At 60.5% G+C, this 26,130-nt stretch carries 23 protein-coding genes, 1 pseudogene, 1 riboswitch and 1 other annotated feature; of the genes and pseudogenes, 9 read left to right on the top strand and 15 right to left on the bottom strand.

The annotated features are described in order from the left end of the window. The first annotated feature begins 2 nt into the window (after positions 1 to 2). Both HGP14_RS19970 and HGP14_RS19965 read left to right on the top strand, forming a co-directional pair. A complete protein-coding gene (locus HGP14_RS19970; protein ID WP_168831617.1) occupies positions 3 to 923 on the top strand; it encodes a nucleoside hydrolase in 921 nt (306 codons plus the stop codon). After that, entirely contained in the window at positions 920 to 2,707 is a 1,788-nt protein-coding gene (locus tag HGP14_RS19965) for an adenine deaminase (protein ID WP_168831616.1), read from the top strand. The genes HGP14_RS19970 and HGP14_RS19965 overlap by 4 nt, the downstream gene beginning before the upstream one ends. Before the next feature lie 184 nt (positions 2,708 to 2,891). Here the strand turns inward: HGP14_RS19965 and HGP14_RS19960 are convergent, their stop codons facing one another. The 6 genes from HGP14_RS19960 to HGP14_RS19935 all read right to left on the bottom strand — a co-directional run bounded on the left by HGP14_RS19960 (position 2,892) and on the right by HGP14_RS19935 (position 10,612). Then, entirely contained in the window at positions 2,892 to 4,061 is a 1,170-nt protein-coding gene (locus HGP14_RS19960; RefSeq protein WP_168831615.1) for a M20 aminoacylase family protein, read from the bottom strand. A gap of 92 nt (positions 4,062 to 4,153) precedes the next feature. Next, entirely contained in the window at positions 4,154 to 5,659 is a 1,506-nt protein-coding gene (locus tag HGP14_RS19955; protein ID WP_168831614.1) for a tripartite tricarboxylate transporter permease, read from the bottom strand. Between the two features lie 9 nt (positions 5,660 to 5,668). Then, a complete protein-coding gene (locus HGP14_RS19950) occupies positions 5,669 to 6,130 on the bottom strand; it encodes a tripartite tricarboxylate transporter TctB family protein (RefSeq protein WP_168831613.1) in 462 nt (153 codons plus the stop codon). Positions 6,131 to 6,293: 163 nt separating this feature from the next. Beyond that, complete coding sequence (locus tag HGP14_RS19945) at positions 6,294 to 7,277, bottom strand: tripartite tricarboxylate transporter substrate binding protein BugD (protein WP_168831612.1); 984 nt, start codon at positions 7,275 to 7,277, stop codon at positions 6,294 to 6,296. Positions 7,278 to 7,472: 195 nt separating this feature from the next. Further along, positions 7,473 to 8,801 carry a sigma-54-dependent transcriptional regulator gene (locus tag HGP14_RS19940; protein ID WP_168831611.1) on the bottom strand — a complete coding sequence of 443 codons (1,329 nt, stop codon included), beginning with the start codon at positions 8,799 to 8,801 and terminating at the stop codon, positions 7,473 to 7,475. After that, positions 8,798 to 10,612, bottom strand: a complete 1,815-nt coding sequence (locus tag HGP14_RS19935) for an ATP-binding protein (protein ID WP_409527089.1) — start codon at positions 10,610 to 10,612, stop codon at positions 8,798 to 8,800. The genes HGP14_RS19940 and HGP14_RS19935 overlap by 4 nt, the downstream gene beginning before the upstream one ends. A 170-nt stretch (positions 10,613 to 10,782) precedes the next feature. Between HGP14_RS19935 and HGP14_RS19930 the strand changes: the two genes are divergently transcribed. After that, positions 10,783 to 11,445, top strand: a complete 663-nt coding sequence (locus HGP14_RS19930; protein ID WP_168831610.1) for a sulfite oxidase-like oxidoreductase — start codon at positions 10,783 to 10,785, stop codon at positions 11,443 to 11,445. On the opposite strand, the gene HGP14_RS19925 is transcribed toward HGP14_RS19930, so the two are convergent. From HGP14_RS19925 to HGP14_RS19915, 3 genes are read right to left on the bottom strand one after another with little or no spacing between them, the layout of a single operon-like run. Next, on the bottom strand, positions 11,430 to 12,038 hold the full coding sequence (locus HGP14_RS19925) for a hypothetical protein (protein ID WP_168831609.1): 609 nt from the start codon (positions 12,036 to 12,038) through the stop codon (positions 11,430 to 11,432). The genes HGP14_RS19930 and HGP14_RS19925 overlap by 16 nt on opposite strands. 48 nt (positions 12,039 to 12,086) lie before the next feature. Continuing rightward, positions 12,087 to 12,824: a CbtA family protein gene (locus HGP14_RS19920; RefSeq protein ID WP_168831608.1), complete on the bottom strand. Its 738-nt coding sequence runs from the start codon at positions 12,822 to 12,824 to the stop codon at positions 12,087 to 12,089. A gap of 12 nt (positions 12,825 to 12,836) precedes the next feature. Next, positions 12,837 to 13,046: a CbtB-domain containing protein gene (locus tag HGP14_RS19915; protein ID WP_168831607.1), complete on the bottom strand. Its 210-nt coding sequence runs from the start codon at positions 13,044 to 13,046 to the stop codon at positions 12,837 to 12,839. A gap of 31 nt (positions 13,047 to 13,077) precedes the next feature. Further along, positions 13,078 to 13,201, bottom strand: a riboswitch (cobalamin riboswitch). Positions 13,202 to 13,255: 54 nt separating this feature from the next. Between HGP14_RS19915 and HGP14_RS19910 the strand changes: the two genes are divergently transcribed. Continuing rightward, positions 13,256 to 13,813 carry a histidine phosphatase family protein gene (locus HGP14_RS19910; RefSeq protein ID WP_168831606.1) on the top strand — a complete coding sequence of 186 codons (558 nt, stop codon included), beginning with the start codon at positions 13,256 to 13,258 and terminating at the stop codon, positions 13,811 to 13,813. Positions 13,814 to 14,121: 308 nt separating this feature from the next. Here HGP14_RS19910 and HGP14_RS19905 read toward each other — a convergent pair whose 3' ends face one another. Both HGP14_RS19905 and HGP14_RS19900 read right to left on the bottom strand, forming a co-directional pair. Further along, the gene (locus HGP14_RS19905) at positions 14,122 to 14,448 is read right to left on the bottom strand and encodes a hypothetical protein (protein WP_168831605.1); all 327 of its coding nucleotides are present in this window, start codon (positions 14,446 to 14,448) and stop codon (positions 14,122 to 14,124) included. Between the two features lie 430 nt (positions 14,449 to 14,878). Next, positions 14,879 to 16,414 carry an oligosaccharide flippase family protein gene (locus HGP14_RS19900; protein ID WP_168831604.1) on the bottom strand — a complete coding sequence of 512 codons (1,536 nt, stop codon included), beginning with the start codon at positions 16,412 to 16,414 and terminating at the stop codon, positions 14,879 to 14,881. Positions 16,415 to 16,716: 302 nt separating this feature from the next. Continuing rightward, positions 16,717 to 16,770 (bottom strand) — a sequence feature (sul1 is cis-regulatory element that is thought to sense ions involved in sulfur or methionine metabolism; They are found in Alphaproteobacteria). 469 nt (positions 16,771 to 17,239) lie between these two features. On the opposite strand from HGP14_RS19900, the gene HGP14_RS19895 reads away from it, so the two are divergent. Both HGP14_RS19895 and HGP14_RS19890 read left to right on the top strand, forming a co-directional pair. Further along, positions 17,240 to 18,265, top strand: coding sequence for an acyltransferase (locus tag HGP14_RS19895; RefSeq protein WP_168831603.1), 1,026 nt, complete (start codon positions 17,240 to 17,242; stop codon positions 18,263 to 18,265). Between the two features lie 4 nt (positions 18,266 to 18,269). After that, positions 18,270 to 18,353: pseudogene (locus HGP14_RS19890) on the top strand (2OG-Fe(II) oxygenase); the annotation flags it as partial. A 58-nt stretch (positions 18,354 to 18,411) separates the two neighbouring features. Here the strand turns inward: HGP14_RS19890 and HGP14_RS19885 are convergent. Beyond that, positions 18,412 to 20,073 carry an alpha-amylase family protein gene (locus HGP14_RS19885; protein WP_168831602.1) on the bottom strand — a complete coding sequence of 554 codons (1,662 nt, stop codon included), beginning with the start codon at positions 20,071 to 20,073 and terminating at the stop codon, positions 18,412 to 18,414. A 711-nt stretch (positions 20,074 to 20,784) separates the two neighbouring features. On the opposite strand from HGP14_RS19885, the gene HGP14_RS19875 reads away from it, so the two are divergent. Further along, entirely contained in the window at positions 20,785 to 21,273 is a 489-nt protein-coding gene (locus tag HGP14_RS19875) for a GAF domain-containing protein (protein ID WP_168831601.1), read from the top strand. 69 nt (positions 21,274 to 21,342) lie between these two features. Here HGP14_RS19875 and HGP14_RS19870 read toward each other — a convergent pair whose 3' ends face one another. Then, positions 21,343 to 22,008, bottom strand: a complete 666-nt coding sequence (locus HGP14_RS19870; RefSeq protein WP_168831600.1) for a hypothetical protein — start codon at positions 22,006 to 22,008, stop codon at positions 21,343 to 21,345. A gap of 247 nt (positions 22,009 to 22,255) precedes the next feature. After that, positions 22,256 to 22,645 (bottom strand): hypothetical protein, encoded by a 390-nt coding sequence (locus tag HGP14_RS19865; protein WP_168831599.1) that lies wholly within the window; start codon positions 22,643 to 22,645, stop codon positions 22,256 to 22,258. Positions 22,646 to 22,860: 215 nt separating this feature from the next. Between HGP14_RS19865 and HGP14_RS19860 the strand changes: the two genes are divergently transcribed. Next, positions 22,861 to 23,670, top strand: coding sequence for a DNA adenine methylase (locus tag HGP14_RS19860; protein ID WP_168831598.1), 810 nt, complete (start codon positions 22,861 to 22,863; stop codon positions 23,668 to 23,670). Positions 23,671 to 24,554: 884 nt separating this feature from the next. On the opposite strand, the gene HGP14_RS19855 is transcribed toward HGP14_RS19860, so the two are convergent. Further along, positions 24,555 to 24,854 (bottom strand): hypothetical protein, encoded by a 300-nt coding sequence (locus tag HGP14_RS19855; RefSeq protein WP_168831597.1) that lies wholly within the window; start codon positions 24,852 to 24,854, stop codon positions 24,555 to 24,557. Positions 24,855 to 25,166: 312 nt separating this feature from the next. Between HGP14_RS19855 and HGP14_RS19850 the strand changes: the two genes are divergently transcribed. Next, positions 25,167 to 26,021, top strand: a complete 855-nt coding sequence (locus HGP14_RS19850; protein WP_168831596.1) for a Hint domain-containing protein — start codon at positions 25,167 to 25,169, stop codon at positions 26,019 to 26,021. Positions 26,022 to 26,130: the final 109 nt, after the last annotated feature.

Raw genomic sequence — 26,130 nt, 5'->3', positions numbered from 1 at the left:
TCATGGGCGTTTGGATCGATACCGACATGGGTTTTGACGACATTGCCGCCATTCTGGTGGTCAGCCAGTCAGGGCTCGAGATAGACGGCGTCTCGCTCGTCTTCGGCAACACGCCGCTGGCGCAGGTAGAGGCAAACGCCGCAGGCGCCGCGCAAGCCTTCGGCTGGAAGTTCCCCATCCATGCCGGACGCGGCCAACCCGTCTTCGCCAAGCTCGAGACGGCCCAGGCTGTCCTCGGGGAAACCGGAATTCCGACGATCGGCAAAGGCCTGCCAAAGGCAGCAACACCGGCAGAGAGCGATGCCTTCACGGCCCTCTGCCGCTGGCTGGAGCAAGAGGGGCCGCGACGCATTCTGGCGCTTGGCCCGCTCACGAACATCGCGGCTTTGGCGCTTGCTCGGCCTGATCTCGCCGCACTCATCACCGACCTCACTTGGATGGGCGGCGGTGTGACGAGCGGCAACCACACCGCCTCGGCGGAATTCAACGCGTTTGCCGATCCGGAAGCGCTGGCGATCGTCATCGCCCATGGGCTGCCGCTGCGCATGGTCGATCTCGACCTCTGCCGCAAGGTGCTGGCCAAGCCGGAAGACATCGAGCCGGTGCGCAGCGGTGGCGGTGCGAACGCCGAGATGCTCGCCGATATGCTTGCCGGCTATATCCGTATCGGCACCAGCCGCGGCCGCACAGCGATGGCGATCTACGACCCGTCGGCCGCCGTTGCCTTCGTCGCGCCGGATATCGTGCGCTTCCGCCCCGCCCGCATCGACGTCGAGCTGCACGGCCAGTTGACGCGCGGCCGCACGGTTGTCGAGACGCGCGCCAGCCATTCAACCTTCAACGCGCGATTCGCCGACGACATCGACGCCGAAAAGGCGCACACCATTATTCTCGCAGCCCTGGTCAATGAGGCCCGCAAATGACTATCGAACTTGGCCGGGAACCCGCCGATATCAACGACCCGTCGCTACGCGCCAGGGCCGTCGCCGCCGCAAAAGGAGCCGCTCCGTTCGACGTCCTGATCACCGGCGGCAAACTGGTCGACCTGGTCACCGGCCGCTCGCGCGACGCGGATATCGGTCTCGTCGGTGGCTTGATCGCAAGCGTGCATGCCCCTGCGAGCCGAAGCGACGCCGTCGAAATCATCGATGCCCGCGGGACTTTCGTGACGCCGGGCCTCATCGATACGCATATGCATATCGAAAGCTCGATGGTAACGCCCGCCGAATATACGGCAGCCGTGCTTCCGCGTGGCATCACGACGATCGTCTGGGATCCGCACGAATTCGCTAATGTGTATGGTCTCGACGGCGTGCGCTGGGCGATCGAGGCCTCCTATGCTCTACCTTTGCGCATGATCCTGCTCGCGCCGTCCTGCGTTCCTTCGGCGCCGGGGCTGGAGGCCGGAGGCGCGGACTTCGATGCCTCGGTGATTGCAGCGATGCTCCGCATGCCTGAACTCGGTGGCGTTGCGGAAGTCATGAACATGCGCGGCGTCATTGACGGCGATCCGCGAATCACCGCCATCGTCAATGCGGGGCTTGCCTCCGGCAAGCTCGTCTGCGGGCACGCCCGGGGGCTTGAGGGCGCCGATCTCAACGCCTTCATGGTGGCCGGCGTTACCTCCGATCACGAACTGACCTCCGGCGCCGACCTGTTGCAGAAGCTCGACGCCGGAATGACGATCGAGCTTCGCGGCTCGCACGATCACCTGCTGCAGGAATTCGTCGAGGCGCTGAACGGCATCGGCCATATGCCGCCGACCTTGACGCTCTGCACCGACGACGTATTTCCGGACGAGCTTTACCGCGACGGCGGCCTGGACGACGTGGTCCGCCGTCTGGTGCGTTATGGCATGAAGCCGGAATGGGCGCTTTCCGCCGCGACCTTCAATGCCGCCCAGCGGCTGCAGCGCAGCGACCTCGGCTTAATTGCCGCGGGGCGCCGGGCGGATATGGTCCTCTTCGAAGACCTTGAGGACTTCAAGGCACGTACCGTCATTGCCAATGGCCGCACAGTGGCGCAGGACGGCAAGCTCACCGTCACCGTAGATCCGCTTGATGCCACGCCGCTTGCAGATTCTGTAAAACTCTCGCCGCTGACCGAAGACGACTTCAAAGTGCCGTCGGAGGGTAGTCGCGTTCGCGTCGCCCTGATCGACCAGCCGCGCTTTACCCGATGGGATGAAGCCGAAGCCGAGGTTGAAACCGGTTTCGTCGTGCCGCCGCCAGGCAGTACCTTGATTGCCGTCGCGCATCGTCACGGCAAGGCGGATCCCCGCCCGCGCATCGGTTTCCTGAAGGGCTGGGGCGAATGGCGCGGCGCCTTCTGCACGACGGTATCGCACGACAGCCACAATCTCACCCTCTTCGGCGGAAACGCGACGGATATGGCGGTCGCCGCCAATGCCGTCATTGCTGCAGGCGGCGGCATGGCCGTCGTTAAGGATGGCCACATCGAAGCAATCCTGCCGCTGCCGCTTTCCGGCCTCGTCACGGAAGCGTCTCTGCAGGATACAGCCTCGGGCTTTCACAATATCCGCAAGGCGATGGAAAAGATCGTCGACTGGCAGCCGCCCTACCTCGTCTTCAAGGCCTGTTTCGGTGCGACGCTCGCCTGCAACTCCGGCCCGCACCAGACGGATCGCGGTATTGCGGATGTGATGACGGGAGAGGTGCTGGAGAGCCCGGTGCTGGAGATTTTGTAGCGCCTACGCTCAAGGCCCCCTCATCCGCCTGCCGGCACCTTCTCCCCGAGGGGAGAAGGGACACGTAGCGGCGCTTCATCCGAAAGGCGATGTCGGCGGACTGGCGAGACGTCGCCTGTTTTCCCTTCTCCCCTCGGGGAGAAGGTGGCCCGAAGGGTCGGATGAGGGGGCGATCCGTCTCGGCCTAAGCCACCAACTCCCGCTCCACCAGCTCCACCCAATAAGCCACGCCATAGCCGATCGCCGCATCGTTGAAGTCGTATGACGTGTTGTGATGCAAGGCGCCGTCTGCCGCGGGCCCGTTGCCCAACCAGACGTAGCAGCCCGGCGCATTCTGCGCGAAGAATGCAAAATCGTCCCCCGCGGTAGAAGGCGGAAAGCTCGTCCGCACCTTCTCTCCAAATACCGTTTGCGCTGCCCCGAGCGCCCGCCGTGTCGCATCGGCATCGTTGATGACCGGCGGAATGCGCCGCTCGAATTGATAGTCAACGGCAATGCCGTACATCGCCACCGTCCCGTGAGCGAGACGGCCGATCTCCGCTTCGAGCTGATCGCGCACTTCGGCGGAATAGGCCCGGGCCGTTCCTCCGATCTCGACCGTGTCCGGAATGACATTAAGCGCCTTGGGGTTGCCCGCCTGCAGCGAACAGGCGCTGACGACGGCAGGCTGGAGGGGATCGACGACGCGGCCGACGATGGTCTGCAGCGAGGCGAGGAACGTACCTGCGGCGGTGATCGGGTCTCGCCCGAGATGCGGCTTTGCGCCGTGCGTTCCAGTTCCGCGAAATGTGATGCGCCAACTGTCGGAGGAGGCAAGCTGCGGCCCTTCGACGACCGCAATCTCATCGACGTCAAGGCCCGGCATATTGTGCAAACCATAGACCGCATCACAGGGGAAGAGTTTGAAAAGCCCCTCCTCCACCATGCGCTTTGCGCCACCCCTGCCCTCTTCCGCCGGCTGAAAGATGAAGTGCACCGTACCGGAAAAACTCTTGGTCGCGGCCAGATGGCGTGCCGCGCCGAGCAGCATGGTTGTGTGTCCGTCATGCCCGCAGGCGTGCATCTTGCCGGGGACGGTTGACTTGTAGGGCCGCTCGGCGATCTCCGGCATGGCAAGCGCATCCATGTCCGCTCGAAGTCCGATCACCCGCGTACCGTTGCCGACCTGCAGCGTGCCGACGACGCCTGTGCCGCCCAGTCCGCGATGCAGCTTGATACCCGCCTCCTTCAGCAGCTTCGCCACGATGCCGCTCGTGCGCTCTTCTTCGAAACCGAGCTCCGGATGGGCGTGCAGATCGCGGCGCACCGATGTGAGAAAAGCCAGATCGTCCTTGATCCGCGCAGGGATGTTCATAGGCCTGGATATCCTTCATGCGAAACGGGCGCCAAAACCGGCGCCCGCGTCAGATGGCCCTTTGTTCAACAAACAACGTCGAACCGCAACCCTCAAGCTTCCTCGACGAAAACCTCTTCGCGCTTCTTCTTCACGCTCGGCAGGAAGACGACGACGAGGACGGCTGCTGCTATTGCAAGAAGGGTCGCGCTGATCGGCCGCGTGACGAAGGTCGATGGATCGCCGCGCGAAAGGATCATCGCGCGCCGCAGGTTCTCCTCGAGCAGCGGCCCCAGCACGAAACCGAGCAGCAGCGGCGCCGGTTCGCATCTGAGCTTGGCAAGCACGTAGCCGATGAAGCCGAAGAAGGCGACGGCATAGAGGTCGTAAACGTTGGAATTGACGCTGTAGACCCCGATCGAGCAGAAGGCCATGATGATCGGGAAGAGCACGTAATACGGCACAGTCAGCAGCTTCACCCAGAGCCCGATCAGCGGAAGGTTCAGGATGACGAGCATCAGATTGCCGATCCACATGGAAGCGATGATGCCCCAGAAGAGCGCCGGCTGCTCGGACGCGACGTTCGGTCCAGGTACGATCCCCTGAATGATCATCGCGCCGATCATCAGCGCCATCACCGGATTGGCCGGGATACCAAGCGTCAGGAGCGGAATGAAGGAGGTCTGCGCCCCGGCATTGTTAGCCGATTCCGGACCTGCAACGCCGGCGACGGCGCCTTTGCCGAATTCCTCGGGCCTGTCCGAAACCCGCTTTTCGACAGTATAGGAGGCGAAGGACGCCAGGATCGCCCCTCCGCCCGGCAGGATGCCGAGAGCCGAGCCGATCGCCGTTCCGCGGAGCACCGGCGCGATCATCTCCTTGAATTCCTCGTGTGACGGCAGCAGGCCAGTGACCTTTGCCATCAGCACCGTCCGGGTTTTCTCCCCTTCGAGGTTGCGCAGGATTTCGGCGATGCCGAAGACACCGACAGCAAGCGCCACGAAATTCAAACCATCGGCATATTCACGGATACCAAGGGTAAAACGCGGCGTGCCGGTGTAGATATCGGTGCCAACCAAGCCGAGCAGCAGTCCGAGCGCCACCATCGCCAGCGCCTTGACGACGGAGCCGTGGGCAAGCGCGATCGACGACACCAGTCCGACGACCATCAGCGAGAAATATTCCGCAGCGCCGAATTTCAGGGCGATCTCGGTCAGTGGTGGCGCAAAGATCGCGACAAGGAAGGTCGAGACGGTGCCTGCAAAGAAGGAGCCGAGTGCGGCGATCGCGAGCGCCGCTCCGGCCCTGCCTCGCCGCGCCATCTGGTAACCGTCGATCGCCGTTACCGCCGAGGACGATTCGCCCGGCATGTTGATCAGGATCGCCGTGGTCGAACCGCCGTACTGCGCACCGTAGTAAATGCCGGCGAGCATGATGAGCGACGACACCGGCTCCAGCTGGAAAGTGATCGGCAGAAGCATGGCGATCGTCGCGGTCGCGCCGATACCGGGCAGCACGCCGATCAGCGTCCCGAGCAGGACACCGATGAGGCAGAAAAGGAGGTTCGCGGGCGTTGCCGCCGTTGCAAAGCCGAGTGCCAGATTGCTGAAAAGTTCCATTGCGACCTCCTAGAACCGGACCCAGGGGCCAAAGCGCTCGAATGGCAGTCCGAGGCCATAACTGAAGACGCCGACGGAAAAGGCCGTCAGCAGCACCGAGAGCAAAATCCCGTAGATCACCGTCATCCGATGCGAGGCGAAACAGGCAATGAAAGCGGTCAGGAAGATTGCAGGTACAAACCCCATCCCTCGAACCGTCAGCCCGAAGAAGATCGGAGCAGGCAGGATGAAGAGCATCCCGCGCCAAGCCAGCGGCCCTATCGGCTCACCCTGCACGCGAAGCGCCTGCACAAAGACGATCCCGCCGAGAATGATCAATACGCCTGAAAGCAGCAGCGGGAAGTACCCCGGGCCCATGCGCAGCGTCGTCCCAAGGTCGAGGTTGTAGGATTGGATGGCGAAGAATGCACCGGTCGCAACAAGAAGCGCGCCGCAGATGGCGTTGGTGGTGTCGAAGCTAACTGATTTCATAATGTCTCCGTGAGGTTGGAGAAAGGTCGCATCCTGCCGGGCAGCCCCCTCATCCGCCCTTCGGGCACCTTCTCCCCGAGCGGAGAAGGGGGGTCATGACAAGTCCCCTCTCCCCGCCGGGGGAGAGGGTGAGGGTGAGGGGACACCCAATGAGCGCCGGCGATCAGTCGGCATATTCGCCGGCAGCGTCAATCACCGGCTTCCAGCGTGCAATCTCGCTTTCGAGCTTGGCCTTCAACGCAGCAGGCGTAGCTTCGGCTTCCGTCGAGGGTGCCGTGCCGAGCTCTGCGAAGCGGGCAGCGACGTTCGGATCCTTCAACGCCACCTGCAGCGACTTCGAAAGCCGTTCGTTGATCTCTGCCGGCGTGCCCTTCGGGGTATAGATGCCGTGCCAGATGCCGACTTCGAAACCGGGCAGACCGGCTTCGACCGCCGTCGGAATGTCCTTCAGGACATCGAGGCGCTTCGGCGAGGTGACGGCATAGGCCTTGATGGTCCCGCCCTGGATCTGCTTCGTCGTGTTGGTCGTCTGGTCGCACATGATATCGACCTGACCGCCGAGAAGATCGGTCATCGCCGGGCCGGTACCCTTGTAAGGAACGGTCGTGAGCGGCGTCTGGATCGCGCTCATGAACATCATGCCGCAAAGATGCGAGGCGGCGCCGATGCCGGCGTTGGCGACCGTCACCTTGTCCTTGTTGGCCTTGACGTATTCGATAAGGCCCTTGAGATCGGTCGGCTCGAAGTCCTTGCGAGCGACGATCGTCATCGGAACGTCGGTGACGAGGCCGACATATTCGAAGGCGTTCAGCGTGTCGTAGGCGAGCTTGCGGTAGAGCGTGGCGCTGGTCGCCATGCCGATGTGATGCAGCAGGATCGTGTAACCATCCGGATCGGCTGCGGCCACCCGCCCTGCGCCGAGCGTCCCGCCGGCACCGCCAACGTTTTCGACGACGATTTGCTGGCCGAGATCCTTGGACATGGATTCGGCGACGAGGCGGGCAACCGTGTCGGTCGGGCCGCCGGCCGAGAAGGGAACAACCATCGTGATGGCGCGCTCGGGATAGGTCTGTGCGGAAGCCGCGTTTGCAAGAACCGCGACGGCAACAGCCGCCGTCATGCCAAGCATGGTCTTCAGAATTTTCATCGTTTTCCTCCCTGAAAATACGATACCGTCGACGCCTCCACGCGCCAGTGCGGATCGGACCATTAGGACGCTCTGAACTCACGGCCGCAAACAGCGCCGGGCTGCCCGTTGATGAGATTTCACGCGCGTGCAGCGCAGCATGGGTCGAAATGGACACAAAGGCGGTCGGCGATGTGTGGAAATCCACCCATTCGCCTATTCAGAGACGAGCAGCTTCTTGTCCAGCCCGTATTTCTGCATCTTTTCATATAGCGTCTTGCGGGAAATCTGTAGCGACTCATAGACGGGTTTCAGGCTGCCGCCATGCGCGACGAGTGCGCTGGCGATCAACCCGCGCTCGAACTCCGCGACGCGATCGGCAAGGCCGCTGAGCTCGCCCATCTGCCGCCCGCCATCAAGACCGAGCACGAAGCGGTCCGCAGCATTGCGCAACTCGCGAACGTTGCCTGGCCAGTCGCGCTGGGCGATCTCGGAAATCACCTCGGGCGGCACAGCCATGTCTTCGCGGCCGTAGCGTGCGGCCGCTTCGCGAACGAGCTGGAGGAACAACAACGGGATGTCCTGCCGCCGCTGCGCCAGCGCCGGTACATGCAGCGTTGCGACGTTCAGTCGATAAAGAAGATCGGCGCGGAATCGTCCCGCGGCAACTTCGGCTTCGAGATCGACCTTGCTGGTCGCGATGAAGCGCACATCGAGCGGCACCATCTCATTCGAGCCAAGGCGCGTAATCACGCGCTCCTGAAGGACGCGGAGAAACTTCGCCTGCAGATCGAACGGCATCGAACCGATTTCATCGAGCAGGATCGTGCCGCCGCGCCCGTGCTCGAATTTGCCGTATCGCGGCCTCACGGCACCCGGAAAAGCGCCGGCCTCGTGGCCGAAAAGCTCACTCTCGATCAGGTTCGCAGGCAGCGCTGCGCAGTTGATCGCGATGAAGGGGCGGCTTGCGCGCGCGCTGATGTCATGCAGCGCCCGCGCCACGACCTCCTTGCCCGCGCCCGTCTCGCCGACAATCAACGTGTCGGCATCGCTCGCCCCGATGGCGCGGATGCGGTATCGCAGATCCACCATCACCTGCGTGCGTCCCGGCAGGCGCGCCTCGAGGTCGTCGCGCTTGCCGGCTACGGCCTTGAGCAGCCGGTTTTCCAGCACAAGGCTCCGCCGCTCCAAGGCCCGCTTTATCACCCCCGCCAGCATCTGCGGCGTGAACGGCTTTTCGATGAAATCATAGGCGCCTTCACGCATCGCCTTCACGGCGAGCTGAACGTCGCCATGGCCGGTGACGAGGATGACCGGCACTTCCGTATCGATCTCACGGATCTTCTGCATCAACGTCATGCCATCGGTTCCCGGCATGCGGATATCGCTGACGACGACGCCCGCGAAGCTGTAGCCGATCAGTTCCAGCACGTGATCGGCATTCGAAAAAGTCTCGACATTGAAGCCGGAGAGCTCCAGCGCCTGCGCGGTCGACCGGCGCAGTTCCTCCTCGTCGTCCACCAACAGGATCTTCTGCTCGCTCATTCCGCCGCCTCCGGCATCTTACCCGCTGCCGATTGCAGCTCGATGCGGAACATCGCACCCCCCTCCGGATGATTGGAGACCGTCAGGCTGCCACCGAAATCCTTGACGATGTTATAGGAGATCGAGAGTCCGAGCCCCAATCCTTTACCCACGCCCTTGGTTGTAAAGAAGGGATCGAAGATACGCTCGGCGATAGCCGCCGGCACGCCAGGCCCGTGATCGCGCACCGTCAGCACCACCCTGCCCTGCTCCTCCAACGCCGTTATCTCGATCCCCCGGTCATCAAGCCCCTCGACGGCATCGGCGGCATTGGAAATCACATTCACCAGCACCTGCTGCAGGCGCACGGATCCAGCGCGCACGACCGGCGGCTGAATGCCGAGATCGATCCTCAGATCAGCATCCGCCGCCTTCAGCCGCCATTCGACGATCTCGAGCGTGTCGCGGATCGCCTCATCGAGAGGCACGGGGCCGAGCTTCTCGTTTGGTTTGCGGGCGAAGTTGCGAAGGTGCCGGCTGATCGACGCCATGCGATCGATAAGTCCGCCGATGCGCTGGATATTGTCCTGCGCTTCGGCCGTCCTTCCGCGATCAAGAAGCACGGCGGCGCTGTCCGTATAGGTTTTCGCCGCGGCAAGCGGCTGGTTGAATTCGTGCGACAAAGCCGCCGACATCTGGCCGAGCCCGGCAAGCTTACCCGCCTGGATAAGATCGGCCTGGGTCTGGCGAAGCCGTTGCTCGGTCAGGCGCCGCTCCGCAATTTCCTCTTCGATGCGGCTGTTGACGCGGGCAAGATCGGCGGTGCGCTCCTCGACGCGCCGCTCCAGTTCGTTGCGCGCTTCCGCCTGCAACTGCATGCGCTCGTTGAGCCGCATCCGCCGCTGCCGAATGATCGCGACTGCCAGCCCCGCGATGCACAGAATGAGGAAGACCGCGGCAAGTGCCGTGCGGGCCTGGGTCCTGATGGACCCGGTTTCCATCAGCACGTGAACGGTCCAGTCTTCGGCGGCCATATAGTGCGAGAGCACCAGATATTCCTTTTGCAAGCCCTCCTCGACAAGTGTCATCAAGTCATGCTCTTCGAAGCGGCCACGGGCGATCGGCAGCGCGGCCAACGTTGCGTTTGCGTAGCGGCGGGACGCTTCGGTGCGTGCAATTCTATCCGCAGTCAGCGGCAGAATGCCTTTGTAGAGCCAATCCGGCTTGCCGGACATGAAGATAATCCCTTCCGGGTCCGACACGAAGATGCGGTATTCTCCGTCACTCCACGAAGCCTCGATCATGTCGATATCGACCTTGAAGACAATGACGCCGCGGATTTCGGCACCGGCGAGGATCGGCGAGGCAAAATAGTATCCGCGTTTCAGCGAAGTGGTCCCCAGCGCGTAGAAGCGCGACCTGTTGCCGCCGATCGCCTGCTGAAAATAGGGCCTGTAGCTGAAATTCTCACCGACGAAGCTGCCCGGCAAATCGAAATTGCTGGCCGCGATCGTTTCACCGTCCGGCTTGATCACATAGATGTCGGAAGACTTCAGAAGCCCGTTGATTTCCCTGAGATAAAGGTTTGCCGCGTTGCGCAGCTCCCTGTCGTCCGGACTGCTGACCAATTGCTTGATGTTGTCGTGATCGGCAATCAGCGCCGGTAGCGCCTCGTAGCGGCTGAGGTGACCGCTGAGCGCGGAGACCGCCAGCCGCAGTGCCGTGCCTGCCTGCGCCGAAGCCTCGCCCATATAGGCGCGCGTCGCCAGCGTCCCGCCGTAATAGAAGAAGGCGAAGACGATGAACGGCACTGACAACAATGCGGCTATCAACCTGTATCTCGGTAACAGGTCCGGCTCCTCTCCCTTTGCCTCCTTCCCCGGAAGGCATACCCCGACTGCTCAAGTCTAATGACCGGACGCCGGATTTCCAAGGGCCGCCTTGCCTTGACTTGCGCGAAGCCGGGATGTCCTATTGCGCCAACCCGAGAAGGATAACCCGCATGAGCGACGAGCACCCCCCCGCCGACAGCAAGCTCACCACCTCGAAGCGCCGCTGGGCGGCCGAAGGCAAGTTCCTGACAGGACGCATCAGCCGCCCGGAAACCGAACGCCTGCCGCCCGGCCAGCATCTGGTCAAGAACTGGCCCGTCCTCGATCTCGGCCAGCAGCCGGTCATCCCGCTCGACACTTGGCGGCTGGAGGTCCGCGGCCTCGTCGAAACCCCGCTCGACCTTTCCTGGGCAGCCTTTCAGGCGCTGGAGCAGAGTACCAAGGTCAGCGACATCCACTGCGTCACCACATGGTCGCGCTATGACAACAACTGGAACGGTGTTTCGACACGCGATCTACTGGATCTTGCGATGCCGAAGCCGGAAGCCAGTTTCGTCATGCTGACGAGCTATGACGGCTATACGACCAATCTGCCGCTTGCCGATTTTGCAGCTGAGGATGCGATCCTTGCGACAGCATGGGAGAGCCTGCCGTTGACGCGCGATCACGGCGGCCCGATGCGCCTCGTCGTGCCGCATCTCTATTTCTGGAAAAGTGCCAAATGGCTTCGCCGGATCGACCTCATTGCCGCCGACCAGGCAGGCTTCTGGGAAAAGAACGGGTACCATATCTACGGCGACCCGTGGCGCGAGCAGCGCTATACGGACGACTGAGGGCGAAGCAGCCTGCGGACCGCGATATAGACGCCGAAAAGAATTGCCATCAGCCCCGATAGCGACGCCATGCTGGCCGGATGCGTGGGAATCTCACTCCAGCGTGGACGCACGACATCCGCCGTATTGAACGCCTCGCCGCTGAAACGGCAGGTGATGAGCGAAAGCCCGCGCCGCACCATTTCGACGTCGGCGTCTGAAATAATCGCCGAAGCGACGTCCGCTTCCTGGGGCATGCCGCGCATGGCCATCAGCACGGCCTTCGTCGCAGCCAGATAGGCATGAGCGCATTCGTTAAACGGGCTCTGCTCGTCCGTGACGCTGCCGGGCACCCGGCCCCACAGGCAGTAGGAATACTGGATCTGCGCATAGTTCAGGACGCGTCTGAACGGCTCGTTCGTATCGGTCGCCTTCGAGGCCAGATCAATGATCCGGTCCCGATAGTCCGCGATCACCGCCATCTCGCCATGGGAGATTTCAGGAACCGGGATGCCAGTGTGATTGCCGACGGCGCTGCGGCCATGCGCCATCGCGCTTTGGGCGAAGGCGGCACTGACCGAAAGAATAAGAAGCGGAAGACTGACTCTCTTCATGGTCTTGGAAAATGAGCCCCAGGAGTTCCAGGGCTCATCATTGCCCTCTCAGCGGAATGCCGGACGGCCAACCGCAGTCCCGGATGCAAGCCGCTTCTCGGCGAACATGCCGAAAACGATCCCAAGCGTCGACCACAGGACGACATGCATGCCGAGCGAAGTCGTTCGGAAGCGCCAGAGCACCATCGCCGAATAATTCTCCGGCACCTCGTTGATCGGCGGCAGCAGGTATTGCACGAGGCCGATAAAGACGATGTAGGCCACGCCAGCGATAATCGAAGCGTTCCAGACGCCGAAGCGTGCCGTGAGACGACGCGCGAACGCCACTGCCGCAATCAGCGAAGCGATCGACACAACGATCATGAGAAAGAACAGCTCGGTGCGCACTCCGATCGTATCCCCATTGCCGACCGCCGGCGGATTGGCCGGATACTTGATGCCGGGTACGAGGATGATGGCAACGAAGGCGGCGAGCGCGATCACTGCGGACGTGCCACGGGCGCTGAGCCGGCTGAAGCGGCCATGAACGAACGCGAATGCAAGAGCGAAGAGACCGCCAACGGCAATCGCATAGGCCATGACGCCGGTGAAGAGGCCAAGGCCGGCCTGCGTGGCGCGGCTGACGAGTTCAGGTTCGGCCGCTTCGCCCGCCGCCTGGGCGGCCGCTTCTTCGAAGGCAATGGCCTGGTCGACCAGCGGCTCGCCGAAGAAATGGGCGAAGGCAAAGACCAGGACGCCAGCGATCACCCCCGCGAGCATGCCGCGAAGCAAAAGGTTCCCAACCATGTCGGTCGTCCTTTAGTGGCAGGGGAAGCCGAGAAGATGGCGGCCGTCATGCACGAATTCATGCACATAACCGCCGGAGAACAGCGCCATCGCGCCTTCTTCCGTGCCGACGAAATAGATAGCGATGATCATCAGCAAACCGCCGAAGATCGCCCAAGGCAGGATTTCACCCACCGGGATCGGCGCCGGTGCTGCGACAGGCGTAAAAGTGGTGTCAGACATGTGTTCCTCCTGGAAAACGCGTTCAGTCGAAAGAGCATTGTGCGGTAAGGGTCTGACTTCCAGCCTGCTTTCGCATCCTGGTTACAGTGGCGCGACCGCGCCGGATTCTCACCGGCTTCCAAACCCGCAACATGACCGTTATATCTGCGCGTGGAAAACTGTCAACGAAACTTCATCCGCCTCCCCATCGGAATTCCGGAGAACCAGGAATGCACACCCGCCTCACCTGGATCTGCCACGGGCTGACGAGCGCCAACCGCTCTGGCCGTTTTCCCCTCGACGAACCGCTTGAGGAAAAAGCCATCGCAGAGACGCGCGCAATGGCAGAGCGGCTGCAACGCGCCGATCGCGTCCTGGCCAGCCCGGCACTCCGCGCACGCCAGACAGCCGAAGCGCTCTCGCTCTCTGCTCTTCCCGATCCGCTGCTTGCCGATTGCAATTACGGCCGGTGGAGCGGGATGACCATCGCCGATCTGCAAATGCAGGAACCCGAAAACCTGCTTGCCTGGATGAGCAATCCTGAATCAGCGCCCCACGGCGGCGAAGATCTCAAACAGCTCGCAGCGCGAGCCGCCGCGTGGATGGAACCGCAATCAGCGCTCGGCGGCCACGTCGTCGCGATAAGTCACGCGACGCTGATACGCACCGCGATCCTCAATGTGCTGCAGGCACCACTATCCTCTTTCTGGCTGACGGATGTCGAGCCGCTGTCCGTCGTGCGCATGACCCACAACGGCAGCCGCTGGGCGCTACGGTTTGGCGACTGAAGCTGCGAATTCCCTAATTATTACAGTGATAATTTAGATCAGCCTTACGCAAGCAAGTTGTGCCATACCTATTGAACCCGGCGGACCGGGCTCTAACTCCCAATCCCGAGGAGACCGGCTATGACTTATGATTGGAGTGGGGAGCGTACACGGCGCCTCCGTATCTTGCGGATCGCGAGCGCCGTTGTTCTCGTTTGCCTTGCCGTCGGCATTCCCCTGCTGATGACATATCGCTAAAAAGGCGAGCAGCCGGCGGCTGCTCGCCTTTTCTTTCACTGCCGCCCAATCCGGGCGGCGATTTGCGCCTTCTAGTGCTTTGAAATAGAAGGGTTCGTTACCGAGACCGGATCGCTGGCCGGAAACGTTTCCTCAAGCCCTTCATCCAATTCCTCCTCGAGCACCGATCGATCAGAAGGCGAGCGAGCGCTCGTTGCCCCACCCTCGGGAGTATCGGAGGATGAGATCCGGCTCATCAGCTCCTTTGCCTTGTCTATCGCATTTTGCCGGTTGAGCGAGCGCTGATCATCGTTCGGCAGCTGTACCGAGACGATTTCGCCTCCGTCGCAAACGAACTCGACCGTGAAGCCGGCCTTCCCGCCACCAGCAGGTATGACCTGTGTTCCAACGATGCGCATAGTGCCTTCCTTTCGTTAAGGTTCAGGACCGAAACGGACATGCTTGCCGCTTGGTTCCAGCATGTCGCTCGCTACGATTGCTGGTCCTCGTTCCATGAGATTGCGACTAAAGCCCGGGCGTGTCCATGCCCGGTGGCGCCTCTCTCTTCAAATGTGCGCTTGTTTCCACCTGCGGGCTTGCGCCGAGCCCGCGCCTAAGCCGATACCTGTACCAAAGCGACAGCAGCGGCTTTGCCGGCACCACCGTCGACCTGAGAATAACCCAGGGTCGCCATGAGGTCATTGCCGTTACCCGTGTTCACGTTGAATAGCCGCTGGTCCTGACTTCGTCATTGCTGTTTCCGGCATCGACGGTCATGTACGAATTTTCATAGACACAGTCTTTATCTGCGCCGGAACTCACAACGCTGTTCTCAACGCAACTTGCCCCTCACGCCCTGAAAATTCTTCTGATTGCGTAGGTTTCCGCGCCTTCTGGCCGGCCCGCGAGCCCCCAAAGGGCTGCCGTCAGCCCGCCGTAACACGCGATCATCAAGGCGCATGCGGCGGAGGCTCGCCATAGGTGGGCGAAAATATCCTGTCCCTCAAACTGAAACGGCGAGGCATATCTGAAAAGCGCAAAGGTGAGCGCGAGGCTGGTTAGCGGCCGTATGAACGCGGCCACCTGGGCGATCACGCTTGCGCCCGTCATCTCGCGAACGCTCCAAAGCACGATCGCCAGAACGGCAAGAGCCGCGGCGGTCTGAGCCACGAGAGCTCCGTTCACTCCATAGAGGGCGATGCAGACGAGTGTCAGCGGGATCCTGACCGCCATCTCTGCCGCCATCCGGATTGTGAGGAAATGCATCTGGTTAAGCCTGAGCGCGAGCGGCACCAGGGGCAGAAGCGGTATGGCGATAATGTTGATGATCGCCAGCCAGGTCAGGATCGGCGCTGCGGACAGCCATTGAGGACCGAAGACGATAGCGATCAACGGCTCCGCAAGAGCACCCATGATCATGAAGGCCAGCCCTAGGAAAAGCACGTAGCCTCCGACCACCTGGCAGTAGATGATGCCAAGCTCCTTCTTATCCTCAAAGCGTGCAAAGGTCGCGACCAACGGCTTCACCAACGGCTGGACGACTGCCTGATGGGGAATTGCGCTGATGTCCGTCGCGACAGTGAACTGGCCGAAGGGAGCGACGGGGATAAAGCGGGGGAGCATAAGGCGCTCGAGCTGCCAGTTCAGCGCCGAGATGAATTGCGTAAGCGTATTCCATCCGAAGATGCTCGAGAAGAAACGCCACTCAACAAGGGTAAGCCTTGGCGCGACGGGGACGAAGGTGAACGACAGGATGAGACCGGCAAGCGGCGTCGCGATGATCGCGGCAACGATGGCCCAGTGGCTGTGAAAGACGATGGCGACGGTGACCGCGGCGAGAAAGGCGCAACTCTTCGATGCGACGTCGATGGCGCAATCGCGTCTTAAATCGAAATGCTGCGCGAAGACGATCATCCTTGGGTTCGCCATCCCCCGCATTGCGGGTGCCAAGCTGAGGATTCCGATGACAGCGGCGAGCTCGGGGTACCCGTAGAACTGCGACAAGGGCCAGGCCAGGATTCCAAGTATCAGGCCGATGACGAGACCACGGATCACGCCAAGCGTGAACGCAGTATCGAACATATCGTCGGTGGGGTTCTGGGTCCGCAGAAGCGCCGCGGCGATTGGAAGGTCGAGAATGGCCTCGATGATGAGGACGGCCGTCATGGCCATCGCGATCAGACCCATGTCCGCGGGCGTCAGGTAGCGGGCCAGAATGACCAGTGTTCCGAGATCGATCAGCTTGGCGCCGAGCTTGCCGGCGATGGCCCATGCCCCCGCAGACGTTGCACGGCTCGACAGCGGCTTCCTTGACCCGCCGACTGGTTTACCGACCTCCTCCAACCGGTCCGCATCGGCGTGCCCGCTATAATGATTGACGCTCATAAACACGATTACCAAGCATGATGTGTATTTCCTGACATCATCGGCCGCCCTCCCGGCGCGCCAACGGACGCTTTTCGCCGAAAAATTTCGGCACCAAAACGCAATAGCAATACACGCAAAACGCGCATACGCTTCTGCACTTAAAAGTCAAACCATAAGCAATACTGCAACCATTCAGCGTGCATAATCGATGCAAATCGCTTGGCGACAGTAAGGGAAGATAAACTTACGGGGTGAAGAACATAGTCGCACTCCAACCTGGGCTATCCACCGAAATGATACGCGCGGTGTGCTTGCTTAGAGGTTGCCCAGCGGATCGGCGGCTGGGATAGCCACCCACGAGTGTGGGATCCATGTTCACGGTAATTAATGGCATACTTCTCCATTACTCGCAATACATAATAAGTATTCTTTCGAATTTTCTTAGAAACGCTTGGCTTTAAGACGTTTCTTGTCTTCGCCATTGGCTTCTTGTCAGAGTGGCGCTGAGGGCAGCTTCGAGATCGACCTAATATTTGACTTCCAAGTTCTAATTTTTTTCTTCGGGCTTGCATGCTGTTTTTTGGGTTGAAATTTTCGAAGATCCGTGAAAGCCTTTCCTGCAGTTCCTGGTTGCGTATGAGGATGGAGTGATGGATTCGCATGCCAAAATTGCTTGTCTACCAGCCTGCAACGCTCGCCTCGAATTTGGCGCGCCGAGATGACCTGCATTGAGCGCGGGGACGGGGGCAAACGGGCAATCTTCCTTGCCTTCATGAGACGACCGGAAGTTACCGCGTCGTCGCCGGAGACCACCATTGATCCCGAGCAGCGTAGGGGAAAACGATGTCATCGGACCACGATAACACGATCGCATTGACGGGCCTTCAGGCCCTAGCTCCCATCATGATCTTCACCTCGCATTGGACGGAGGGGCTATTCAAAGACCCGTTCACGCAGGGCCAGTTGAGCATCGATTTCTTTTTCGCCATCGAAGGTTATTTCTGCGGACGGCTGATGGCGGAGGGAGGACGGACCGCCACCTTCCAGAGCCTGATCTGGGGCCGGCTTTCCAGGATATATCCTCTCTACCTTCTCGGAATTCTGATGAGCCTTTCCGTCGCGGCAATCCTTGCGGAGGTGGGATCGGTCGAATGGCCATGGCCGGTCGTTCAGCAGGCGGTCACGTTCAACCCGTTCTTCCTGCCGACCTTCGTAGATCCGGCCTACGTATTTCCACTCAACCCGCCGACCTGGGCGATCGCGCTTGAGGTCTATGCTTTCGCTATGCTGTGTCTCCTGCGGAAGTGGCTAAACCTTCATCTGCTCATTCCGCTGGTCTTGTCCGCGGGTCTGCTATGCCTCGCAGTTGCGTTCCTCGCCCGAAATCCGAACATGGGCTACCAACCACAGTCCTACTGGGGCGGGTATCCGAGATGCCTGTTCGGCTTCTTCTACGGCGCCTTGGCTTACCACCTTGTCCAGCGCTGGGGACATAAGCTGCCGCGTCTCAATCCGCTCCTGATGTGGTGCGCCTTCCTCGCCATGATGCTGCTGCCGTCGAAGTATGTCAGCCTTCCTCTGCTGGTCGTCGCGATGCCGATTGTCGTCCTGCTCTCGGCGACGGCGACCAACCCGTTGTGGCTCCGCGGCGTCGCGAGGCAGGCCGGGCGTCTTGCGTACGGCTTCTACATGCTGAGTTATCCGGTCCTGATCGCGCTCCGCCATGGGGTTGAAGCGATCGGTCGGCCGCAGTCCGCGCTCGGCTTTCTCTTCTTTTACATCGTCGTCCTCGGGTCGATTGCCGTTGTCTCTCATGTGGCTGTCGCCGCGCTGCGCTCCAAAGGCGAGGCCACGAAGGCCGCAGCATGACGACCGCGTGAACCTGCGCCACGGCCTAAGCCGTGTCCGCTCCGGCATGCGCCAGACCGTCGGGATCATCTTTCACGGCGCGAGATGATGACACGGCGAACGCCGCTCGATCCGATCGCCATCGGGAGGGCATCCCCATTGTCTTCTCAAAGCTCGGTGCGACGAAGCAGGTAATCGAGGCCTCCGACGCGGAACCATTTGTGGGCAAAGCCCTCGAGATAGAGGCAATGTTTGCCGCCCTCGCCCGCCTTGCTGTCGCTCCCATCCGCAATGTCGACCAGAAGGTCTCCGGTATCCTTGACGCCGGGATCGATCTCCACCTCCACAGGCTTCGAGTTGAGATTGTGAACAACGAGGACCGAATTGTCGCGCCAGTCGTAGCGAATTGCCAGGACACCCTTCTGGTCAACCTCGACGCACGTGTACGCGCCCCAGCCAATTTCAGGAGCTTCTTTGCGCATCCTGATCAGCCGCTCCATCCAGTTCAACATGGACTCCGGGCTCTTTCGCTGATCCGCCACGTTGATGTGCTCGTAGCCATAGGGTCCACCGGATATCACTGGCAGCACCGGCTTGCCGCTCTTCGTGAATCCTGCCTGGGGCTCGGTCGACCACTGCATCGGCGTGCGTGCGCAGTTGCGCTCCGGCAGCGATAAATCGTCGCCCATGCCGATCTCGTCGCCATAGCGTAGCACGGGGGTCCCGGGCAGCGAAAACATCAGGCTGTATGCCATGCGTATTCGGTCTTCGTCGCCGTCCATCATCGGCGCCAAACGCCTTCTGATCCCGCGATCATAGAGCTGCATATCTTTCTCGGGTCCAAACGCCGCAAACACTGCGTCGCGCTGCTTTTCGCTCAAGCGGCCGAGATCGAGCTCGTCGTGGTTTCTGAGGAAGAGACCCCATTGGGCGGTTTCGGGCCGCGTGCGCGTGGCCTCCAGAGCTTTCACGAGCGGCTGGCAATCAGCGTTCGCGAGTGCGTAGAACAGCGTCTGATTGACCTGGAAATTGAACATCATGTGCATCCGGTCGCCATCTTGCCCGAAATACTCCAAATCGGTCTTCGGTAGTACGTTTGCCTCGGCGAGGATGATGCAGTCGCCCTGTCGCCATTGCAGGAATTCGCGGAACGTCCGCAGCATATTGAATTGCTCTTGCGGCCGGGTGACGTCCGCGCCCTTCGTGCCGATCACGAACGGCACGGCATCCATCCGGAAGCCGGAGACGCCGAGCTGTATCCAAAATCCCATGATCTTCAGGATTTCCGCCTGGACATGCGGATTTGCCGTGTTGAGGTCGGGCTGGAACTCGTAGAAGCGATGAAAGTAATATTCCTTGGCTTTGTCGTCATAAGTCCAGGTCGTCTTCTGGACGCCGGGAAACACCATTCCCTCGTCAGCGTTCTTCGGCTTTTCTTTCGACCACACATACCAATCGCGATAGCGGGAGTTCTCGTCGCGCCGCGCCTCCTGAAACCAGGCGTGCTGATCCGAAGTGTGGTTGACCACAAGGTCGATCAGAACCCTGATGCCGCGTTGCTTGGCTCCATGCGTGAATTCAACGAAGTCACCAAGCGTGCCATAGCGGGGATCGACATTATAGTAGTCGGAGACATCGTAACCGTCATCCTTGCCCGGCGAAGTCTGGAACGGCATCAGCCAGATCGCCGTAACGCCCAGGCCCGCGAGATAGTCCAGGCGCCGCGCAAGCCCTTGAAAGTCGCCTACCCCGTCTCCGTTGGCGTCCATGAATGTCTCGACGGACAAGCAATAGACAATGGCGTTCTTGTACCAAAGGTCGTTGATCATAAGCGCCTCCAGTGTGTCGATCGAGGCGCAACAGCACGAGCTGGAGAATTGTTCCGAGAGAAATGGAACGCATGGGCGTCGCCCGGCTGGCCGAGTTTTGCGACGAGACATGCGCCTGCTATTCGACCGCCTCCAGCGCCGCCTTCAGCTCGTCCATGCCATGCGGTTTCGGCAGCGGCGCCGTCCCGGACGAGTCCTCCAGCTCCAGGCCCCGATCCGTGCCGGTGGAACACCTTTGCCGTGACGTCCTTCGACATGCCCGAGCCGGTGTCGGTCACAGCCAGCATGAGATACTGTCGCGCACCGACCCCCTCGCGCTGGCGAGAATGGCGTTGTCGACCTCGATCGTAAGCCTGCCGCTGCTGCCAGCCTAGTCCGGACGTGACGATCAGCATCTACCCCAAGGGATGCGTATGCCAATTGGTTCGGGCACCCGGTCAAGGGTCACGGCAGCGCCGCCAACCCGAGCCGCGTTGTCGCCAGCGAACTGCGCATCGAGGCGCACAGTTCCGGTAAACCGACGGCAGCCTACCTCGGCATTCGCCGTGCTAGTCGATGCGCTACGATACCGAAGTCGAAACTCTTAACACAACGACCACCGCAAAATGCCGGCAGGCGGTGGAGCGTCCGCATATCGCCCGCGCTTGGGCCATTGGCAAAGAAGAAGAGAGAGCCTACATCGGGCTAGGATATGAAGATAGGAGCGTGGCAATGTTCCAGACAGCGTTGATCGAGACCGCCGACAAGCCGGAGTTCTACCGTGTGCTGGCGCAGCAACTGCAGGCGTTCCTGGAAGGAGAAACCGACACGGTCGCCAATGCCGCCAATGCGTCGGCCCTGATGTTTCAGATGATGCCGGACCTCAATTGGGCGGGCTTCTATTTCCTGAAGGACGACGAACTGGTGCTCGGACCGTTCCAGGGCAAGCCGGCCTGCGTTCGCATTCCTGTCGGTCGCGGCGTTTGCGGGACCGCCGTCAACGAGCGGGCTTCCATCCTGGTGGAGGACGTTCACGCATTTCCAGGCCATATCGCCTGCGATGCGGCATCGCGCTCGGAACTGGTGGTGCCAATTCGACATGCGGACGAGATCATAGGCGTCATCGATCTCGATAGCCCGATTCCATCACGCTTCGATCAAGACGATCAGGCGGGGATCGAGCGGCTGGCCGAAGTCTTTGCCGCATCTTTCCGGCAATAGCTCCTACGCGCCGGCGCTGCGACGCGACCTCATCATGGCCTCGGAGCCAGTCCGCAACGCTTCTAGAGACTACATCAGTCCTTGACGACGCGCGTGTAGGACGTCGAGGACGGCGGCGGTCCAGTTACTGTAGGCCGCCTCCAGCTCTATTTTTGCTCTCTCGAGAGCCTCCTCTCCATACAGGGCGACGAAGCTTTCTTCGTAATAGCCATTCGTCGCCAGTTTCTCGTGGATTTCCCTTGGAAGGGCATGAGGGGATAGCCGGCTGATCTCCTGGAAGTTGTCCTTGCCAACCAGTTCCATAAGGTGAAGGCTCTGTTTCTTCCCTACAACTGCACTCACCACCGCCATCTCGCGGTCGACGTTCGGATAGTCGCCAGTCATGATATGGCATTCGACAGACAGTTCGTCAGGAATACCCTGCTGCCTGCCCTTGTCTGCCTCGGGACGGATCACAAAACTTATGATCTTGCCACTATCCGAGGCGGGGGCATGCCTGAGTGACAGCGTCTGCGGCTGGCTCGTGGCGTTCTCGCAGAGAAGCGCGTTCAGGCGAGCCAGCACGGCTTCCGTCGAACCGACGAGGGCCTGACCTCCAAGCATCGTCAGCCGGAGTTGCCCGTCCTTCGCCCGCGGTACGCTGAAGACGAAGTTCGGACCGTTAAGGTTCCTCTGCACGACTTTGAAGGCGATTTGGGCATCGATGAGATCGTGGAAGAGACTCGAAGGTATCATGGCATTTATCCTTTGATAGCTCTTTCGACTCCAAACGATAAAAGAGGGGCTGCGCGTGGGACGATGCGAACCGCCGAAAGGAAGGGAATCGCGATTCGAATCGCTGTTCACCAGCGTCGCTTCAATCGTCCACGATGTCAATTTTACCTAACGGAAGGCCAGCCAGCCTCTTGGCTGATAGGTTAGCGTTCCCTACCCAGTGTCCTCTCGGCCGGCTTTCTCGATAGGCGCCGGCCGCACTGATGCTTCACCGCTTCATTTCTGGGCACACAAAAGGGGCCTTGCCGGCAGTATACCGGTGTTCGATCAAATCCCTGCCTGCCTTTACCCGCAGCGTAAGCTGCGATTGCGAAACTGCCTGAACCTTCGCCGTGATCCGGGCGCCGTCCTCGTCCCACGAGATCTCGTCCTTCGAAGTACGGGTCCATTTCCGCAGCGCGTATGTTTCCCAGCACGAATCGATCAAAAGCGTGCCGTCGGCGAGGAAGACCAGCATGACGCCGGGAAGACCAGTCTGCGGTTTCGTTTCGACCCACGCCCGACCGACAAGCGGATCGGATGGCGATTGTGCCGCAAGGGCGGGCCAAGCCGCCGCGATGATCGCCATCACCAAGGCGAGTATTCTGAATTTCATCATGAAGGAAGGCTCCCGAGCCGTTGGAATCGCGCGCAAGGCAAATCGTCAGTTGCGGCGACATTGTGACCTCCTCTTTCTCAGCCTATGGAAAGGTGACGATCTGTCCCCGTTCGTCGGCGAAGGCTGACCGCGTGTCTGCTCGGCAGATTTGCACAACCGTCACGCCCGTACCCTGCAGGGCCGGGAATGCGTGACTGAGTCGTGAGATATTTGAAATGGTGAATAGCGATGAGTGGCGGGATGTCCCCAACACGCAACCTCCAGCCGCCTGGATCGGCGGCAAGCGGACGCTCGCGCCGCGACTGGTGAAGATGATCGCTGACGTACCGCATTCCATCTATGCCGAGCCGTTTGTCGGCATGGGCGGGGTGTTTTTCCGGCGCACCAGAGTGCCGCGTGGCGAGGTGATCAACGACCGCAATGGCGAGGTGGTCAACCTCTTCCGGATCCTGCAGCGGCACTATCCGCAGTTCATGGATACCCTGAAATTCCAGATCACAAGCCGCCGAGAATTCGAGCGTCTCAAAAGCTGCGATCCCGCCACTCTCACAGATCTCGAACGCGCTGCGCGTTTCATCTATCTGCAGAAGCTGGCCTTCGGCGGCAAGGTCACCAGGCAGAATTTCGGCGTGGATACGACGGGCAGCGCGCGGTTTAATCTCACGCGGCTGGCTCCCCTGCTCGAAGACGTCCATGAACGTCTTGCCGGCGTCGTCATCGAGAACCTTGACTGGCTGGCCTTCATCGACCGCTACCATCGGCCGGGTACGCTGTTCTATCTCGATCCGCCCTATTTCGGCAGTGAGGGCGATTATGGGAAGACGCTATTCGGCAGGGACCAGTTCGAAGTCATGGCCGAGCGCCTCAGCCGGATCAAAGGCAGCTTCATTCTGTCGATCAATGACGTTCCGCAGATCCGCGAGACCTTTAGCCGCTTTCAGTTCGCGGAGGCTGCTCTCACATATTCCGTTGCCGGGGGCGTCGAAGCGTCGGCCAAAGAGCCGATCATTGGGTCGGTCAGCTGAAAGCGGTACGACCAGGGATCGTCCAAAAGGTTCAAAGGAGGCGTGCTCTGTCGCATGCCACGGCAGCGGACAGTTTGGACCTGAGCGTTGCCGTGGCCGGGCGCTGTGGGTTGGCGCAGCAGCATCTAAATGAAGCTCCAGCCAAGCGTGCTCGTCAATGATTAATTAGGATTTAGGTAAGCCGTTATCTAGCGATCGAAGGGCCCGCCCTACGGAAAAGCGAGCCCTTGCCGCACCTCATGGATCCCCTAGGCATTCAGCGCGGGTTTGCCACGCGGCACCCGGATAGGAGTGTCATCCGGTTGAACAGGAAGAACTGCCACGCGGCCGAATTTGTGCTAACAAGGCTGGTTCGGTAATGTTCCAAAAAAACCCACCGAAGCGGGCAGGTTAGGGACATGGAGAACTCGCGGCGATGAGACCATCATCACAGGCTGAGGTAAGGAAGCCTACCGCGCGGTCTACCTCATCCACGATCAGCGTTAGTGATCGTTCCCGTTCGATACCGTACGGAGAAAACGAGACCGTGCGAACTGTGGAGATTGGTTGCGGGGGTGTAAGGCGTCCATAATCTCCATAGCGGTCGTCTCATCAAGGTGCTTGAGCGTCATGGCTTCAGCAATAACAGCGATCCTGCCAGTCCTCACGTCGACGATCGACCACGTCCCGTCTTCGTCGCGCCTTGCTTGATATTGCGTGTACATTGGCAAGGTCCCCATCGCTCATGTATCAAAAGAAGCCCCGCCGAACGGGGGCAATCTGATCCAGAGGATCGCGCGGTCTTCCAAAAAGGGCGCGGAAGGGTCAAAGCATTGAGTTGCTTCCACGCGATCCCAAACACACAACGATCAGATGCCGCTAATGTTCCCGTCCAAGGGCGTTACTCAATTCGGCCTAAGCTGCTCTTTGATGATGCTGCGTGCCAGCTCGGTCACGCCACCGTCGTCGGCTGGACCGGTGTCCAGCAGGGAGACCGCGAGCTGATAAATCATTTGGTGATCCTGGGTGGACAAGATGCCTTTCTGCTCAAGATACAGCATCAGAGCTGCAAAGAGTGCTGACGTGGAAAGGGAAACGGCCGATGAGCAGACGAGAGCAGGATCTAGGCTCACATCAGCATCGATATTTTGTGGTGAAAGCTGGCTTCGAGGCGTTGTCTGGAAGCGCCGTCTGAACTTTAACATGACACGTTCCTCCTGAAACGGACGCGCAGTGTCTGGCTTAGATATTAGAAACAGCTAAATCGTAGGCGAGTTCCGGTATACTACCGTACGATGGCCCCCTATTCGAAGAAGCTGAACAGCACAGCTATGGCGCATTAACATCCACGCCTATTCTGAACCCTCCTCAAAAGGCTCAGCAGCCTACTCCTTTGGTCGGATGATTATCGCAATGGCTGTGCTGAACAGCCAATGTGATACCTTTGTCAGATAGCGATTTAGCTAGAAGATAGCGGCAGAGATACTTCCACAAAATTAGCCCAAAAGGAGAAAGCTATGTCGACAAAACGACCATCACAGCTCGATCACGCGCGTCGCCATTTCCTCGGTCTCGCCGCTGCCACAGGTGCCAGAGTTGCGGCAATGGGTATCGCCGCATCGACGATATTACCTTCGTTCAGCGCTCAAGCTCATCAGGGCGGCAACGAGCAGGGTGAAAATCAGGGCGGCAACGAGCAGGGCGGCAATAGCCGTCACCCGTGCTTTCTCCGCGGCACCTCTATCTTGACACCGACAGGGGAGGTCCGCGTCGAGGATATTCAGATCGGCGATCTTGTCGGAACCGCACATGGGCGGGCCATGCCAGTTAAATGGATTGGTCGTACGCTCTATAAGCGAAGTGGTCGGTCCTGGAATTCCGACGTCGTCCCGATCCGCATTTCACGGCATGCGCTGGATGACCGGACCCCTCATAGGGATCTATATCTCTCCCCCGGCCATGCCCTGTTTATCGATGGTGACCTCATCCTCGCGAAATTCCTCGTCAATGGGATCTCCATTGTGCCGGCCCCGCCTGCGGACGGGGAGGCGATCGAATACTTCCACGTGATGCTCGAAAGCCATGAAGTGATCCTCGCCGAAGGAGCGCCCGCCGAGAGTTACCTTCCCGGCGGCGGCAATCACGAACACTTCACGAACTTCGCTGAATTCGCCCGCCTCTATCCCGACAGTCTTGCGATGAAGCCGTTTGCACCGGTCGTGGGTTTCGAGTCCGGCCGCGATCACCTGAAGGCTCTTCTACGCCTCGGGATGCATCCCTTCGAGCCAGTATCGGACCCGTACGAGCCAGTACATCGCGCCTACGAGAGAATTGCAGCACGCGCCGAGCAGCAAGTAGTCGCGGCAGGATGATGTGTTTTAAAAGCTGAAATGATGCAGCTCTGCCCCGCAAACGGCCCTTGAATGGATTTTGAAAATTCCGGAATTGCGTGTCAAAATTCCGGAATTTCGCGTCCGGCTA

Source organism: Rhizobium sp. P32RR-XVIII, assembly GCF_012641395.1.
Taxonomy (GTDB): Bacteria; Pseudomonadota; Alphaproteobacteria; order Rhizobiales; family Rhizobiaceae; genus Rhizobium.
This window is presented reverse-complemented; position numbering and strand designations above follow the sequence as displayed.

Coding starts and splice junctions, on each gene's coding strand:
- HGP14_RS19970 (WP_168831617.1), top strand. CDS start 3: ATGGGCGTTTGGATCGATACCGACATGGGTTTTGACGACATTGCCGCC.
- HGP14_RS19965 (WP_168831616.1), top strand. CDS start 920: ATGACTATCGAACTTGGCCGGGAACCCGCCGATATCAACGACCCGTCG.
- HGP14_RS19960 (WP_168831615.1), bottom strand. CDS start 4,061: ATGAACATCCCTGCGCGGATCAAGGACGATCTGGCTTTTCTCACATCG.
- HGP14_RS19955 (WP_168831614.1), bottom strand. CDS start 5,659: ATGGAACTTTTCAGCAATCTGGCACTCGGCTTTGCAACGGCGGCAACG.
- HGP14_RS19950 (WP_168831613.1), bottom strand. CDS start 6,130: ATGAAATCAGTTAGCTTCGACACCACCAACGCCATCTGCGGCGCGCTT.
- HGP14_RS19945 (WP_168831612.1), bottom strand. CDS start 7,277: ATGAAAATTCTGAAGACCATGCTTGGCATGACGGCGGCTGTTGCCGTC.
- HGP14_RS19940 (WP_168831611.1), bottom strand. CDS start 8,801: ATGAGCGAGCAGAAGATCCTGTTGGTGGACGACGAGGAGGAACTGCGC.
- HGP14_RS19930 (WP_168831610.1), top strand. CDS start 10,783: ATGAGCGACGAGCACCCCCCCGCCGACAGCAAGCTCACCACCTCGAAG.
- HGP14_RS19925 (WP_168831609.1), bottom strand. CDS start 12,038: ATGAAGAGAGTCAGTCTTCCGCTTCTTATTCTTTCGGTCAGTGCCGCC.
- HGP14_RS19920 (WP_168831608.1), bottom strand. CDS start 12,824: ATGGTTGGGAACCTTTTGCTTCGCGGCATGCTCGCGGGGGTGATCGCT.
- HGP14_RS19915 (WP_168831607.1), bottom strand. CDS start 13,046: ATGTCTGACACCACTTTTACGCCTGTCGCAGCACCGGCGCCGATCCCG.
- HGP14_RS19910 (WP_168831606.1), top strand. CDS start 13,256: ATGCACACCCGCCTCACCTGGATCTGCCACGGGCTGACGAGCGCCAAC.
- HGP14_RS19905 (WP_168831605.1), bottom strand. CDS start 14,448: ATGCGCATCGTTGGAACACAGGTCATACCTGCTGGTGGCGGGAAGGCC.
- HGP14_RS19900 (WP_168831604.1), bottom strand. CDS start 16,414: ATGAGCGTCAATCATTATAGCGGGCACGCCGATGCGGACCGGTTGGAG.
- HGP14_RS19895 (WP_168831603.1), top strand. CDS start 17,240: ATGTCATCGGACCACGATAACACGATCGCATTGACGGGCCTTCAGGCC.
- HGP14_RS19885 (WP_168831602.1), bottom strand. CDS start 20,073: ATGATCAACGACCTTTGGTACAAGAACGCCATTGTCTATTGCTTGTCC.
- HGP14_RS19875 (WP_168831601.1), top strand. CDS start 20,785: ATGTTCCAGACAGCGTTGATCGAGACCGCCGACAAGCCGGAGTTCTAC.
- HGP14_RS19870 (WP_168831600.1), bottom strand. CDS start 22,008: ATGATACCTTCGAGTCTCTTCCACGATCTCATCGATGCCCAAATCGCC.
- HGP14_RS19865 (WP_168831599.1), bottom strand. CDS start 22,645: ATGATGAAATTCAGAATACTCGCCTTGGTGATGGCGATCATCGCGGCG.
- HGP14_RS19860 (WP_168831598.1), top strand. CDS start 22,861: ATGGTGAATAGCGATGAGTGGCGGGATGTCCCCAACACGCAACCTCCA.
- HGP14_RS19855 (WP_168831597.1), bottom strand. CDS start 24,854: ATGTTAAAGTTCAGACGGCGCTTCCAGACAACGCCTCGAAGCCAGCTT.
- HGP14_RS19850 (WP_168831596.1), top strand. CDS start 25,167: ATGTCGACAAAACGACCATCACAGCTCGATCACGCGCGTCGCCATTTC.